Origin of the sequence: Streptomyces sp. NPDC059668 (assembly GCF_042734135.1) — a bacterium.
Taxonomy (GTDB): domain Bacteria; phylum Actinomycetota; class Actinomycetes; order Streptomycetales; family Streptomycetaceae; genus Streptomyces.
Genome location: NZ_JBHWEL010000002.1, coordinates 66481 through 80203 on the forward strand (window position 1 = coordinate 66481; position 13723 = coordinate 80203).

Below are 13723 nucleotides of genomic sequence, written 5' to 3' on the forward strand. Positions count from 1 at the left end.
ACCCCAATTCTCTGTCTCAACCTCCCTGCTACCTGTCTGTCGTCTCGGGGTTCTTGTTCCCCATTTCCCCTCACACCATGGTTCCGTTGGCCCTTCGCTGTCCGCGGATGCCTGTCGGGATGTCGGTGGAACACCTGGTCGTGCCGGTGGTGCGCGCTCAGAGCAGTTTGCGCGCGGCCCTCCTCAGGTCGTACTCGTGAATGATCGCCTTGGCGTGGCCGTACGCGAGGTCGTGCTCGGCGCGGAGCCAGCTGACCTTCTCCTCGAAGCGGAAGAGCGCGGGGCCTTCGTCGACGGTGCGCAGCCAGTCGGAGATCTCACGACCGGTGCAATGGGGGATGCGGGCGAGCAGATTGCGGTGGGTCTCCTGAGAGAACACTTGGGACATCGGCGCCTCCGGACGCAAAGGGGATGTAAGCCGGTCCTTCACGCCACGGTGCCTGAGGGTTGGGTTGTTGGCAACAGTCCCGTCGCGGCGCGTAGTCTCGCGGCGTGCTTGATACGACGTCGCTGACCCGAGCCGTGGACCACTTCGCCGACCGGTTGCGGGCCGCCCCGCAGAGCCGGCTGCAGCGCGGGGCGGCTGCCGAGGCACTGGGTCTGGCCAGGGAGTTGGCACTGCGTGCCCAGCGTGTGGAGGACCCGTCCGGCGAGCCCAGGGAGATGCCCGAGGCGGGGATGTTCGCCGCCGCCGACCAAATCACCGTCGCGGCGCACGATTTGGCGCTCGTACTGAGGAACGAGGCGGAACTCGCGGAGGCGGTCGGGCTGGTGGAGGAGGCCCAGAAACGGGCCGGGGTCTGACCCGCGCGGACGACCGTCGCGAGTCCGCCCCGAAGGCGCGACCACCGGGGATCCGGCCCGCGCGGACGCCGCTGCGGGTCGGAACGGTGCGGGTGGCACACCGGTGCTGCGGTGGTGTGCGGTGCGTCGCCCGGTGCGCGTGTGGTGCGCGCGCTGTGGGGGTGCGTGCCCCCACAGCGGGGCGCCCCCCCCGGGGCGGGGGGGCGGTTCCGTTTGGGGGGGGCCCGGTGGTCACGGGAGGTGCCACGGCGCTCGACGGACCCAGCCTGGCGCGGACCATCGGCCACAGCCTCGACCTGGACGACCTCCACCACGGGGACGGCCGGGGCGCGGGACCCGGGGGCCACCACTCGTGACCTCCCGCCGCATGCTCCGTACGGCCGCCCTGGCCGCCCTGCCGGCTCTCGTCGCCGCCCACGCCGCCCCCGTGGTCTCCACCTTCGGGCCGCTGCGCAACCGCGCCATGCCCCGCCTCTCGGGCCGTGGCCGCCCCGACCACGTCGCGCTGACCTTCGACGACGGACCCGACCCGCGGTCCACCCCGCTCTTCCTGCGGCTGCTCGCGCAACGCGGGGTCCGTGCCACCTTCTTCCTGCTCGGCAGCGAGGCCCGGCGCGCCCCGGACGTCGTACGGGAGATCGCCGCCGCCGGCCACGAGATCGGCGTCCACGGCTGGCTGCACCGCCCGCTCCTCCTCCGTGGCCCGCGCGCCACGTACGACGACCTGGCCCGGGCCCGCGACACCCTCACCGCCCTCACGGGGCAACCGCCCACCCTCTTCCGGCCGCCGTACGGAGTGATGTCGACCGCGGCCCACCTCGCGGCACGCCGCCTCGGGCTCACCCCGGTGCTGTGGACCTGCTGGGGGGAGGACTGGACGGCACACGCCACTCCCGAGTCCGTCCACCGTGTCGTCACCGCCGACCTGGACGGCGGCGGCACCGTCCTGCTCCACGACTCCGACTGCACGTCCGCCCCCGAAGCCTGGCGCGCCACCCTGGGTGCCCTCCCCCTCATCCTCGACACCTGCGCGCGCCAGGGCTATCGGGTGGGCCCGCTGAGCGACCACGGATGGCGAGGGAGCGCCTCCCGCCGTCCGCGCACTCGGGAACGCCCCCGACCCGCCGATCGTCTACAGTTCAGTAGACCGTCTACTTCGTCGTAGTCGCTCGTTGTCGGTCACTCACTCACTTCAGGTCGCGGAGCGGGGGCGGGCGGTGTACGAACCGGAGGGGCCGGAGAGTGGTCGGCGCGCGGCCCACGTCGTGGCATGGCTCAGCGCGCGCGAGGAGGTCGAGGACGCGCTGCGCGAGCCGCTGGGCGGCCTGCCGAGCCAGCGGGGCGAGACGGCGTCGCGGATGGCCGGCGTCCTGGAGGCCACGGCGCTGGGACTCGGCCCCGACGCGGCCGCGCTATGGGCCGGAGTGCCCGGCCGGGTACTTCACGGCTGGCTGGAGAAGGACCCCGTTTTCGCCGCGGCCGTCAAGGCGGCCGGTGAACTGGCGGCCGCCCACGGACCGCGTCCGCGGGGCAGGGTGACGGCCGCACAGCTCAGGGTGGTGGTGATCGCCATCAGCCGGGGCGAGACCTGGCCGGTGGCCGCCCGGCTCGCCGGGGTGTCGACACACCAGTACCGCACGTTGTGGGCCGCCTCGCCGGCCATGGTCGCCCTGGTGAACGCCGCACGCAGTGTGCGGCCGCGGAAGGTGAAGCACCCCGCCGCCCCCGCACACCGCCGGCCGTGGCCGGCTTCCACCGACCGCAAGAGCTACCGTCTCGTCCGGCGCGACGACCCCCCGGTGCCCCCCGGCACCAGCACCTCGGACGCCGGCTGACCCCGCTCCCACCGCCACTCGCGCGGGAGCCCCCGCCCTTCCTGCTCCGCCGCCGCGCCCGACGGCGTCGACGGAGCACCCCGCCCTCGGGCGGACGGGGTCACGGCGGGGCTGGTGGTGTCCACCGTCGCGGCGCCCGGAAGACGCCCGGAGCGGCGTCGGTCCCGCGCCGCAGGCCGCGCATGTCCCGCTGTGTTCAGGGGAGTTCGAGGCGGTAGCCGTGCCCTCGCAGGGTGGTGACGCGTGGAATCCGGTACGCCTGGGCCTCCGGTCCGGTGAGCCGACGGCGCAGCGCCGCCATGGTGACATCGAGCGTCTTGGTGGACCCGAACCAGTTCTCGTCCCAGACCTCGGCCATCAGGGTTTCCCGGGACACGGCCTCGCCCGCATGCCGGGCGAGCACCGCCAGCAGCTCGAACTCCTTGGGGCGCAGGCGTACTTCGTGCGCGTGGAGGGTGCAGCGGCGTGCGGTGACGTCGACGACCAGGTCGCCGAGCCGGATCGGTTCCCGCGGCGGCGAGACGACCGTCCGGCGCCGCAGATGGGCCCGGAGCCGCGCCAGCAGCACGGTCAGGCTGAAGGGCTTGACCAGGTAGTCGTCGGCCCCCGCGTCGAGCCCCGCGATGACGTCGATGTCGTCCGTCCGGGCGGTGAGGATCACGATCAGCAGATCCGGGAAGCGGGCGCGCAGCGTACGGGCCACGTCGAGCCCGTCCATGTCCGGCAGTCCGAGGTCCAGCAGGAGCACGTCGTGCACGGACCTGGCGGCCTCGGCGAGCGCGCCCGAACCCGTCCTGCTCCAGGTGGGCGCGTAGCCGTTGCCGCGCAGGCCGGTGTCGAGGTGCCGGCCGATGGTCTCGTCGTCCTCGACGACGAGGACCTGGACGGGACGGGTTCGGGCGGGGTCCGCTGCCGTGGGCGTGCGCATGCCCGGCAGCGTAGGGCGTGCCGGCACCGTCACAGATCCCGGAGTTCCTCGACAGCCGGCCGGGCGGCCCCGCGCACTCCGTTCAGAGCAGCGGCCAGGACGGCGGTCGCCGCCGCGAGACCGGTCAGCGCCAGGTAGCCGCCGGGCACCGCCGGAGCCGTGGGCGGCGGGTCGAACACCCCTGTCAGCACCTTGACCAGCATCTCCGACAACGCCCAGCCGATGAGCGCGCCACCGGCCAAACCGGCCGTCGTCAGCAGCAGCGCTTCCGTGAGGACCATGCCGCGCAGCTGACGGCGCCGGGCGCCGAGAACCGTGGCGACGGCGAAGGTGCGACGCCGTTCGGCGAGACCGAGCGCGAGGACGAGCCCGCCCGCGCCGGCCGCCAGCAGCACCGCGAAGACCAGCTCGATCCGGGTGAGACCGGCCAGGTCGACGGAGGTGAGGCTGGTGCCGACGGTGCCCCGGGTGGTGGTGAGGTCCGTGACGGTCGAGCCCGTGCCCAGGCGCTGTCGCAGGCGTGCGGCGACCTCCTTCTGACGCGTGCCGCCGGTGTCCACGAGGAAGGCGCCCACCGCGTCGGTGCCGGTGGCCCGGGCCACGTACGAGGCGTTGGCGATGAAGAAGCTGTCCTTCGGCGCGGTGGGGAACTCCTTGGCGATCCCCGCGTAGTGGAAGGGCACCGTGCGCAGCGTCTTCGTCCGGCCGTCCTGCACACGGAGGTTGACGGTGTCGCCGGGCGCCAGCTGGAAGTCGTGCACGGTCTCGGCGCTGACCAGCAGGGCGTCGGGCCGGCGCGCGAGCAGGTCCATGAGTGAGCGGGCGCTGCCTCCCGAGAAGTACGCGTCCTGGAGCGAGGTCGCCGCGGCGATCGTCCCGGGCCGTACCCCGTAGAGGTCCTGGAGGTCGGAGCCGACGTAGGCGAACCGGTGCTGGAGCGGCTCGACATGGCGCACGCCGGAGACCTTCAGGGAGGATGCCGCGCCGGGCGGTGTCGCGGCCCCGGGCGGCTCGGTGACCGTGACGTCGGCGCCGTTGGTCAGCCGCGCGTCGACCTCCGCCTGCTGACGGTAGGTCGTGTTGAACGTCGCCGTGGACACCGCGAACGACACGGCGAGCGCCAGCAGGACCACGGAGCGGGCCAGCGGGCGTCGGCGCCTGGACAGGACGGCCGCCGTCGTCCCGGCCAGGTCCGAGGCCAGGGGGCGCGAGAGCCTGGTCAGCACGCCGCGGCCGTGTGTCAGCGCGAGGAGCGTGAGCCGCCACAGCAGCAGCGCGGCGCCCGCCCACAGCAGTGCGGGGCCCAGGAACGCCCAGTACGAGACGGAGACGCTCGGCACGCCCTCCGGGGCCAGGACGAGGGCGTACTGATTGCCCGACGAGGCCCGGAAGACCAGCCAGGAGCCGAGCAGCAGGGCGAGGTCGAGCCCGTACCGCAGCCACCAGGGCGACCCCGTACGGCGTTCGGGCCTGCGGGTGTCGGCGACCGTCACGGTGCGCAGGTCGCGCAGCGCCGGGACCAGCACGGCTCCCGCCGCCACGGCGGCGCCCAGCAGGAAGGCGACGGCGTACCAGACGAGCCAGGAGGCCGTCCGTGCCCCGAAGGAGGCGGAGCCGAAGGCGAATCGGCCGGTCAGCGCGGCGAGCCCGGTTCCGGCGAGGCCGCCGGTGACACCCACCAGCGCGGCCTCCAGGCCCGACAGGGCGGCGATACGCCGTGGCGGCAGCCCGCGCAGGCGCAGCAGACCCTGCTCCTGGCGGCGCCGTTCACCGCCGGCGGCCGCGACGGAGGCGGTCAGGGCGGCGGCCAGCACCGCGCCCGGCATGCCCAGGAACAAGAAGAGGATCTGCGCGTAGAGCGCGTCCTGGCGGGCGGAGTCGAGCGCGGCGCCCAGGTTGTCGCCCACGAGCACCCCACCGGAGGCGCGGGCCTCCAGGTTGTGGGCGGCTCCGGTCACCGCGGTGAAGGCGGCGGCGGGGTCGGACGGCAGCCGGGCGTCCCGGGAGGCGTGGATCTGGGTGGTGACGGCGGCGCCGGCCGCGCGGGCGGTGAGGGAGGCGAACCGGGCCGACGGGAGCAGGACGACGTTGTCGGGTGGTGCGGTCGGCTGTGACCCGGTGGGTGCGCCGACCTTCTGGAACAGCGAATCCGCCTGGGGGAGGTCGACGACGCCGGCGACCCGGACCTGATGCGGGCCGGTTCCGGGCAGGCGGATGCCGATGGTGTCGCCGGGAGCGACGTGCAGGTTCGAGGCGGTCTGCTGGGCCAGCAGGACGCCGTCGGCCGCGCCGGTCAACCGGCGTACCTGGCCCGGGAACAGACGCGGGTATCCGTCGGGTATCCCCAGCACCACGCCGGGGCCCGTCGTCTGGGTGCTGCCCCCGGTCCGCGCGGTGAACCCGCTGCTGCGGGCGAACCCGACCGGGACGGCGGTGCGGATGCCGGGCGTGTGCCGGACCAGCGACAACGTCGTCCGCGGGTCGGCGCCGGGCTGCACCTCGACCTGCCAGTCGACCGCGACCGAGCGCACGGCGCGCTGGGTCATGGTCGCCTTCGACGCGGTGAGGAAGGAGCCGAGGGCGGCGATGAGGGCGACGGCCAGCGCCACCCCCGCGAGGGCGGCCAGCAGCCGGCCGGTGCGGTGCCGGGCCAGTCCGCCGGCCCATGCGGTGTTCATGACGGGGTCTCCGAGTCGCGAGCGGTGTGCGTGGGTGCCTGGGTGGCGGCGAGGTTCACGGCCGTGCCTCCTGGTCGCGCGCGGTCTCCGCGGTGCCGAGCAGCCGGCCGTCGCGCATGGTGAGCCGGGTGGTGAGACGGGCGGCGACCGCCGGGTCGTGGGTGGTGACGACGAGGGCCGCGCCCGTCGCGTCGGCCGCGGTCAGCAGGGCGGTCAGGACACGGGCGCCGGTGGCGTGGTCGAGGCGCCCGGTCGGTTCGTCGGCCAGGATGAGCCGGGGAGCCTGCGCGAGGACGCGGGCGGCGGCGACGCGCTGCGCCTGGCCTCCCGAGATCTCCTCCGGCAGGCGCTCCGCCAGATCGGCGGCGTCCACCAGAGCCAGCGCCTCAAGGGCTGCCCGCCGTGCCAGGGCGTCGGCCGTCCCGGCGAGCACGAGCGGCAGGGCGGTGTTCTCCGCGACGTCGAGGGCGGGGATCAGGCTGTCGCCCTGGAAGACGAGCCCGATGTCGCGGGGGCCGTCCAGGGCGGGCCAGCCGACCGTGCCGCTCGTCGGCCGTTCCAGCCCGGCCAGCAGATGCAGCAGCGAGGACTTGCCCGACCCCGAGGGCCCGACCACGGCGAGCCGGTCACCGGCCCGCACGGTCAGACGCGCCCCGTGCACGGCGACCACGGCGTGCGCGCCCCGCCCGAAGGTGAGAGCGGCGTCCCGGCAGACGGCCAGGGCGGCGTCCGGGGCCCCGGGCCGGTCGGCGGGCGGCGCCGCGGTCCCGTCCCGGCGCGTCAGTGGTTCACGCGGGGACATCGCTCGCCCTCCCGTCGTCCAGGGTGATCACCCGGTCGGCGACCCGTACGGCCTCGGCGCTGTGGGTGACGATCAGTACCGCGCAGCCGAGTTCGGCGCGGTCGCGCAGCATGCGCAGGATCAGGCGTTCGGTGTCGCCGTCGAGTTCACCGGTGGGCTCGTCGGCGAGCAGGACCTCCGGTGAGTTGGCGAGGGCGACGGCCAGTCCCGCCCGTGCCAGTTCGCCGCCGGAGAGCTGCTGGGGCAGCGCGTGGGCCCGGCCCGCGAGTCCGACCTGTTCGAGCAGTTCCGTGGCCCGCAGGCCGGGCCGCCCGCGCACCGCGCTCTGCGCGAGGCGGACGTTGTCGCGCACGTCGAGGTGGGGCACGAGGTTGCGGGTCTGGAGCAGCACGCCGATGTGGCGGGCGCGCAGCCGAGCGCGTTCGGTCTCGGGGCGGTGGCTGATGCGCACGCCCGCCACCCGCACCTCGCCGCCCGAGGGTTCGTCGAGGCCGGCGAGGCAGGACAGCAGCGTGGACTTGCCCGCTCCGGACGGTCCGACGACGGCGACGGTCTCGCCGCGCCCGACCCGGAGCGACACCCCGCGCAGCGCGAGGGTCTCCTCGTCACCCGCGCGCAGGAAGCGGTACAGCTCCCGTGCTTCGAGGGCGTCCGGGGACCCGGACGGGGACTGCGCGGGGGGCCGGTGCGAGGACGGGGCCGGAGGCCGGGTGCGTGAGCGGACCCGTGACCAGAACGGGGAGGCGAGGACGGACACGGTGCTCCCTCTCACTGCCACGCGAAGGAGTCGCTGACGATCCGCCAGGGGTCCACGTTGTCGGCGTTGACGGGCCCGGACAGCGTGACGTCCACCTCGTGTCCCTGCCGGTAGAACGCGTACCGTTCGAACGCGTCGCGCACCACCTTCCCGGTCACCGGGTCGGACGCGCTGTCGCCCTGGTACTTCAGCAGGACGACCGGTCCCGCGTGCCGGGTCACCCGCGTCACCTCGGCTCCGCCGAACTTCGGTACCTGCCCTTTCAGCCGCGGGACGACCTGGCCGGTGACGGAGGGGACGGTGGGAGCGGCGGACGCCGCGACGGCCTCGACGCGGACGTGGTTGAGCTTGTCGGTGAAGACGGTGGCGGTGCCCTTCGCGGTACGGGCCCACCCCTCGGGCACCTTGACCGTGAACCCGCCGCCGGAGGGCCGGTAGGCGACGTACGCCTGGTTGTCGGGGATGTCACCGGGGGGATTGAACTCGGTGGGCGGGGCGGCGTCGCCTGACGTGTCCTTCGACGCCACGGCGGAGCCCGGATCCGCACCGGCGGAGGCTCCCGAGCATCCGGTGCTCACCGCCGCCGCGAGTACGAGTGCGACGGCGCCGTACGTTCGTGCGCGTGACATGGTCCTGCCCTCCTGAAAGAACCTGGGCACCGCCCGGGGCGGGCGGTCATGTCGGCCACGCTAGGAACGGCCTGGTTAACGCTCCGCACGACGAGGGTTAGACGACGGCAAAAGCGTGCGGCGCGCCCCGCACCCCGAAGCCGGGGGCCCGCATGATGGGTGACATGAGACAGCGTGTCGTGCGGGTGGCGGTCACCGCGGTGCTGGTCGCGCTGGTCCTCCTCGCGATCCCCCTGGCTCTCGCCATCAGGTCCTCCTTGTACGCGCACCAGCGCGACACACTCGAACGGGCCGCTCTCGCCGCCGCCGTCCGCGTCAGTCCCGACTACACGACGGGTGACCCCGTCGAACTGCCGTCACCGGGAGCGGCCGGACGCCTCGGTCTCTACGACCCCGCTCCGCGGCTGCGCGCGGGCAGCGGCCCTCGGACCGGCGACGCGGCGGTGCGCCGGTCGCTCGGCGGTGTCATCGCGCGCACCCGGTCGGGCGGCGAACTCGTCGTCGCCGTGCCCGTCTCCCACGACGAGAAGGTCATCGGCGTCGTCCGGACCTCCTCCGCCGTGTCCGCCGTCCGTACCCAGGTCCTCCTCGGCTGGGCGGCGCTGCTCGGCGCGGCCGTGCTCGCCCTCACGGTCGGTGTACTCGTCGCCCGGCGCCAGGCACGTGCCCTCGCCCGCCCCCTGGAGGACCTCTCCCGGCACTGCCGGGCCGTCACCGCCGGCGACCTGAACGCCCGGGCCGCCCCCAGCACCGTCGCGGAGATCGACCAGGTCGCCCTCACGCACAACGACATGCTGCACAGCCTGTCCGAACTCCTGCGGCACGAACGGAACTTCACCTCGAACGCCTCGCACCAGCTGCGCACACCGCTGACCGGGCTCCAGCTCACCCTGGAGGCGGGCCTTTCGCAGGAGGACGACGGCCGGCTGCGGCCGGTGCTGCGGGAGGCCCTGGCCGCCACCCGGCGGCTGCACCACACCGTGGAGGAGGTGCTGCGCCTGGCGGGCTCGCCCCTCCCGCCGAACCGGCCCGCGTCCGACCGCCCGGTCGCCGCGCTCCTGGAGGAGACCGGCGACCTGTGGCACGGGCTGTTCGCGCAGGACGGGCGGCGTCTGGAGTGCGGGGTGCGGGACGCCCCCGCCGACGTACGGGTTCCGGGCGGCCCGGTCGCCGAGATCCTCGGGGTCGTGCTGGACAACGCGCGGACGCACGGCCGGGGCAGCGTCCGCGTCTCGGTCCGTGATCTCGCCGATGCCCTGGCCTTCGACGTCGCCGACGAGGGCGTACTGACCATCGAGCCCGGCCACCTGTTCGACCGCGGCCACTCGGGCGGTGACGGCGGCGGCACGGGCATCGGCCTCGCTCTCGCCCGCGACCTGGCCGCCTCCCTGGGCGGCCGGCTCCTCCTGACGAACGCCGGCCCCACGACGTTCACCCTGCTCGTCCCCGTCCGTCAGGAGGAGCGGTACGACGAGCACGGGGCGCCCGGCCGGGGCGACGGCGGGACGGACCGGGACGCGTAGCTCCGTACGCCTCCTCGGGCCGGTGCCGCGAGGGGAGGCACCTCCGTCGTCGCCCTGTCGGGTGGATTCACGCGGTCGGGCGGGATCGAGCGCCTTTCGACGGGGACCTTGTAACCGGCGGCGGTGTGTGCCTCCGCCACGAAGGGGTGGCCGGACGAGTTCGGCCGGACCTCGTCGGGGTCCGGCGGACGCCGGCTCCCCCAGGCACGACGGGAGCACTCTCTTGACTTCGACGAACTCGGTGATGAAGAAGCTGCCCGAGGTCACTCTGGCGTTCTGGGTCATGAAGATCGCCGCGACGACCCTGGGGGAGACGGCGGGCGACCTGTTCGCCCAGACCCTCGGGCTCGGCTACTTCGTGACCACGGTCGCCCTGTTCCTGATGTTCGTGGTGACGCTGGTCGTCCAGCTCAGGTCCCGTCGCTACAACCCGTTCTTCTACTGGACCGTGATCCTTTCGACCAGCATGGCCGGCACCACGATGTCCGACTTCATGAACCGCGACGCCAGCGCCAAGTACCTCTCGGCCGGGGCGACGTCGCTCGGCTGGGGCCCGCAGGGTCTCGGGCTGGGCTATCCCGAAGGCGCCGCCATCCTGGTCTCGGTCCTCCTCGCGATCTTCCTCGCCTGGAAGCTGAGCGGGATGACGTTCCAGATCCGCGACATCGTGACCTTCCGCGCCGAGGCCCTGTTCTGGTCGGCGATCCTCGTCTCGAACACGCTCGGCACGTCCATGGGCGACTTCCTCTCCGACAGCTCCGGCCTCGGCTACCTCGGCGGGGCGCTGCTCGTCTCCGGGCTGCTGGCGGTGCTCGTCGCGCTGATGAGGGTCCCCGCGGTGCCGAACGTCCTGCTGTTCTGGATCGCCTTCGTCCTCACGCGGCCGCTGGGCGCCACCGCCGGTGACTTCCTCACCAAACCGCACGCGAAGGGCGGCCTCGACCTCGGCACCGCCGGCTCGTCCGCCGTGCTGCTCGCCGCCCTGTTCGGCCTCATGGCCTACGCCCAGATCCAGGAACGCCGCACGGCCGTCCCGGCCTGACGCCCGGAGCGGGCCGGGACGGCAGGACGCCGGGAACGGGCCGGGACGGCAGGACGCCGGGAACGGGCCGGGACGGCAGGACGCCGGCGGCCGCGCCTCGGCCTCGGGCGCGTCGCGGCGGCCGGGGAGCCGTGTCGGCGCGGCACACCGTGGTCCCCGGCCCGTACGTGACGGCCCACCGCCCCGACATCCCTCGCGGTCGTCCTCGTCACCCACGACCACGCCCTGATCCCCGGCCACGCCGACGACGTCCTCGGCCCCAGCGCGTTCGGTCGCCGGGCGCCCGCCACGGAGCGAACGGCAGGGCTGATCCGCGGCTGAACCCCGTCATCCGTCACCCGCCACCCGTCCAACGGAGGCCCCACGCCGGTCCGTCGGGATCGCCCCCGCGATGGGGAGACGTCGAGTCCCGGCGCGCGGCGGACGGTCGGGGGTCAGCTTCCTCGTACGGCGACGGCCGCATGTTCCACGTACTCGTGCAGCCCGTAGGCCAGTGTGAGCGCCGCCAGCGCCAGAACGGCCACCGTCGCCGCCAGCCCCAGGGCACCCGCCTGCCGGGCACCCCCCTGCGGGACGGCGGGCGCCGGCAGGAGCAGTGCCTCGACCCGCCGGGGCACCGGCCCGGTCGCCACTGACAGCAGCGGATACCCGCCACCGGCGCGCCGCTTCTGGGACGCTCCGGCCAGGGCCGCCCGGGCGATGGCCGCCGCCGCCACCTTGCGGTCTCCGACGGCGGCGGCCGCCGCTTCGTCCGCCCAGCGTTCGAGGTGGAACCCCAGCGACTCCCGCAGGCTCCGCGCCGCCGGGTGCACGGTCGTGGACAGGTCGACCACGGCGGACAGCAGGTGATGACGGCCGGACAGGTGGGCGCGCTCGTGGGCGAGCAGCACCTCGCGTTCCGGGGCCTTCAGGGCCCGCACCATGCCGGAGGTCACCACGATCCGCCCGCCGCGGCCCCGGTAGCCGGGCAGCGCGAAGGCGTCCACCTCGCTCCCCCGCAGCACCAGCAGGTCCCCGGCGCCCCTTCCCCCGGCAGCCGATCGCCAGGCGCGCCTGAGCAGCGAACGGTGCTGGAACCACCGCCGCGCCAGCAACACCGACTGGACGAGCATGACCGCGCCGGCCACGCAGGCCATCGGGACCGCGGCCGGCCACACCTCCAGGACACGCGCGGGCGGCACCTGCTCGAGTGCCGCGAGGAAGGGCACGTGGAACAGGCCGATCAGCGCCGCGACCGTGCCCCCGGCCATGAGGACCGCCGCGGATGTCAGCGTCCAGCACGCCTCGCGGGGCGGGAGGACTTCGGCCAGGCGGCGGGCGGCCACGGAGGCGCCCCACGGAAACGCGAGGGCCAGCACGACCAGGGCCAGCGCGTAGGTCACGCGGAGCCGTCCTCGTCTTCGAGGAGCAGGCGCCGCGACGTGTCGTCGTCGCTCTCGGAGAGGGAGGACACGAACCGCCTCGGCACCAGATCACGACCGGGCTCGCTCTCCAGCTCGCGTCGCATGCGCCCGGCGACGGCCCCGGCGGCGTCCTGCACCGGCTCGGGGGCGAAGCCCCGGCCCGACGGGATCCGGCGCAGCGTGCCCTTCTCGTGGAGCCGGGTCGGGATGGTGGCCGTCGTCGTCCTCGCCGGCCCCCTGTCGAGCGCCGCGTCGACCTGCCGCGCGGTCATCGGCTCGCCGGTCTCCCCCAGCACGGCCAGCACCTCCGCGACGAGCTCACCGTGCGGGCGTCTGCCGTCCCGGCGGTTGTCCGGCATCCCTCTCCCGTTCTCCGGCGTCCTCGGCCGGTGCACCTCGCGCACCCGCCCTTCCACGCCCCCCTCCACGTCCGCGTGACCGCGGACATGCGCGCTTGTGAGGTGTGCCCAATCTACTGGTCGCGGTGTGAGGCCGTCCCGGCCGCGGGCGCCCGCGGCCACGAACCCGGGACCGCGTGGGCGCCACCGCAACCCCCACCGCGTGGAGTTCACCGAACTGGTGCGTGTCCATGACGTGCGGCACGGAGTCGTTGCCGAGACGGCCACAACGGGTGGAGGTCCTGGCCGGTCGTACTTGGCGTACGGAAAGGCGTCGGGCGGCCCGCGAGAACCGGGTGCCCCGATGCCCACTCGACCGATGAGACGAACGGGGAACGAAATGTCACGGATGATGCGCGTGGTGCAGGGTGCGGTGGCGGCGGCCGTGAGCGCCGCAGCCCTCACGGCTCTGGCACCGGCGGCGTCGGCGGCACCCGCCACCGCCGCCACGACGGCGACCGCCGCGTACAACGGTGCCTGCGGTACGGGCTACAAGACCGTCAACTCCACGCCGATCGGCGGCATCGGCACCGCGTACCTCACCTACAACTCCGCCACGGGCAAGAACTGCGCGGTGGCCATCCGGAACGTCGCGGGTGACCCGGTCGCCATGGAGCTGTACATCCGGCGCACCGGCAGCGAGATCTACGCCGACCAGGACGGCGGTACCTTCCGCTCCTACGTCGGCCCTGTCTACGTCTCCGCCACCGGCTCCTGCGTGGACTGGTGGGGCGCGATGGACGGAACGCGCTTCCAGGAGTACGGCACCAACTGCGGCTAGGGCGCGTCGCGAGTCGGGCGGGCGGGGCTTTCGCAACCCGCCCCAGCGCCGCGACACGTCCCGTCCCGGTCCCGCCGCGGACGCGCGTGCCGACCCCCCGCCCCCGCCGGGTCCGGCCCCACGCGCCCGCCCCCGGCGGGGCC

General features: G+C 74.4%; 15 protein-coding genes. 7 read left to right on the plus strand and 8 right to left on the minus strand.

Translation table 11 applies throughout. From position 1 onward, the window contains the following. Positions 1-157: 157 nt before the first annotated feature. A complete protein-coding gene (locus ACFV2J_RS02715) occupies positions 158-388 on the minus strand; it encodes a DUF4287 domain-containing protein (protein WP_148008763.1) in 231 nt (76 codons plus the stop codon). A gap of 104 nt (positions 389-492) precedes the next feature. On the opposite strand from ACFV2J_RS02715, the gene ACFV2J_RS02720 reads away from it, so the two are divergent. From ACFV2J_RS02720 to ACFV2J_RS02735, 4 genes are all read left to right on the plus strand, one after another. Further along, positions 493-804: a hypothetical protein gene (locus ACFV2J_RS02720; RefSeq protein WP_385097284.1), complete on the plus strand. Its 312-nt coding sequence runs from the start codon at positions 493-495 to the stop codon at positions 802-804. A gap of 227 nt (positions 805-1031) precedes the next feature. After that, the gene (locus ACFV2J_RS02725) at positions 1032-1160 is read left to right on the plus strand and encodes a hypothetical protein (protein ID WP_385437069.1); all 129 of its coding nucleotides are present in this window, start codon (positions 1032-1034) and stop codon (positions 1158-1160) included. Positions 1161-1171: 11 nt separating this feature from the next. Further along, positions 1172-1969 (plus strand): polysaccharide deacetylase family protein, encoded by a 798-nt coding sequence (locus ACFV2J_RS02730; protein WP_385084532.1) that lies wholly within the window; start codon positions 1172-1174, stop codon positions 1967-1969. Between the two features lie 52 nt (positions 1970-2021). Then, entirely contained in the window at positions 2022-2639 is a 618-nt protein-coding gene (locus ACFV2J_RS02735) for a hypothetical protein (RefSeq protein ID WP_385437071.1), read from the plus strand. A gap of 196 nt (positions 2640-2835) precedes the next feature. On the opposite strand, the gene ACFV2J_RS02740 is transcribed toward ACFV2J_RS02735, so the two are convergent. The 5 genes from ACFV2J_RS02740 to ACFV2J_RS02760 all read right to left on the minus strand — a co-directional run bounded on the left by ACFV2J_RS02740 (position 2836) and on the right by ACFV2J_RS02760 (position 8433). Continuing rightward, positions 2836-3567: a response regulator transcription factor gene (locus ACFV2J_RS02740; RefSeq protein ID WP_385084536.1), complete on the minus strand. Its 732-nt coding sequence runs from the start codon at positions 3565-3567 to the stop codon at positions 2836-2838. Positions 3568-3596: 29 nt separating this feature from the next. Further along, positions 3597-6245 (minus strand): FtsX-like permease family protein, encoded by a 2649-nt coding sequence (locus ACFV2J_RS02745; protein WP_385084538.1) that lies wholly within the window; start codon positions 6243-6245, stop codon positions 3597-3599. A gap of 55 nt (positions 6246-6300) precedes the next feature. Then, positions 6301-7047 carry an ABC transporter ATP-binding protein gene (locus ACFV2J_RS02750; protein WP_385084540.1) on the minus strand — a complete coding sequence of 249 codons (747 nt, stop codon included), beginning with the start codon at positions 7045-7047 and terminating at the stop codon, positions 6301-6303. Continuing rightward, positions 7034-7678, minus strand: a complete 645-nt coding sequence (locus tag ACFV2J_RS02755; protein ID WP_385084558.1) for an ABC transporter ATP-binding protein — start codon at positions 7676-7678, stop codon at positions 7034-7036. Before ACFV2J_RS02755 ends, ACFV2J_RS02750 begins: the two co-directional genes overlap by 14 nt. Before the next feature lie 137 nt (positions 7679-7815). Beyond that, entirely contained in the window at positions 7816-8433 is a 618-nt protein-coding gene (locus ACFV2J_RS02760; RefSeq protein WP_385084542.1) for a hypothetical protein, read from the minus strand. Positions 8434-8597: 164 nt separating this feature from the next. On the opposite strand from ACFV2J_RS02760, the gene ACFV2J_RS02765 reads away from it, so the two are divergent. Together ACFV2J_RS02765 and ACFV2J_RS02770 are read left to right on the plus strand one after the other, a co-directional pair. After that, positions 8598-9956 carry a histidine kinase dimerization/phospho-acceptor domain-containing protein gene (locus ACFV2J_RS02765; protein ID WP_385084544.1) on the plus strand — a complete coding sequence of 453 codons (1359 nt, stop codon included), beginning with the start codon at positions 8598-8600 and terminating at the stop codon, positions 9954-9956. Between the two features lie 223 nt (positions 9957-10179). Next, on the plus strand, positions 10180-10998 hold the full coding sequence (locus ACFV2J_RS02770; protein ID WP_385084546.1) for a hypothetical protein: 819 nt from the start codon (positions 10180-10182) through the stop codon (positions 10996-10998). Between the two features lie 434 nt (positions 10999-11432). On the opposite strand, the gene ACFV2J_RS02775 is transcribed toward ACFV2J_RS02770, so the two are convergent. Both ACFV2J_RS02775 and ACFV2J_RS02780 read right to left on the minus strand, forming a co-directional pair. After that, positions 11433-12380, minus strand: a complete 948-nt coding sequence (locus ACFV2J_RS02775) for a M56 family metallopeptidase (RefSeq protein WP_385437076.1) — start codon at positions 12378-12380, stop codon at positions 11433-11435. Then, complete coding sequence (locus ACFV2J_RS02780; RefSeq protein WP_385084552.1) at positions 12377-12760, minus strand: BlaI/MecI/CopY family transcriptional regulator; 384 nt, start codon at positions 12758-12760, stop codon at positions 12377-12379. The genes ACFV2J_RS02775 and ACFV2J_RS02780 overlap by 4 nt, the downstream gene beginning before the upstream one ends. A gap of 379 nt (positions 12761-13139) precedes the next feature. On the opposite strand from ACFV2J_RS02780, the gene ACFV2J_RS02785 reads away from it, so the two are divergent. Then, the gene (locus ACFV2J_RS02785) at positions 13140-13580 is read left to right on the plus strand and encodes a spore-associated protein A (RefSeq protein WP_385437078.1); all 441 of its coding nucleotides are present in this window, start codon (positions 13140-13142) and stop codon (positions 13578-13580) included. The last annotated feature ends 143 nt before the right edge of the window (positions 13581-13723 follow it).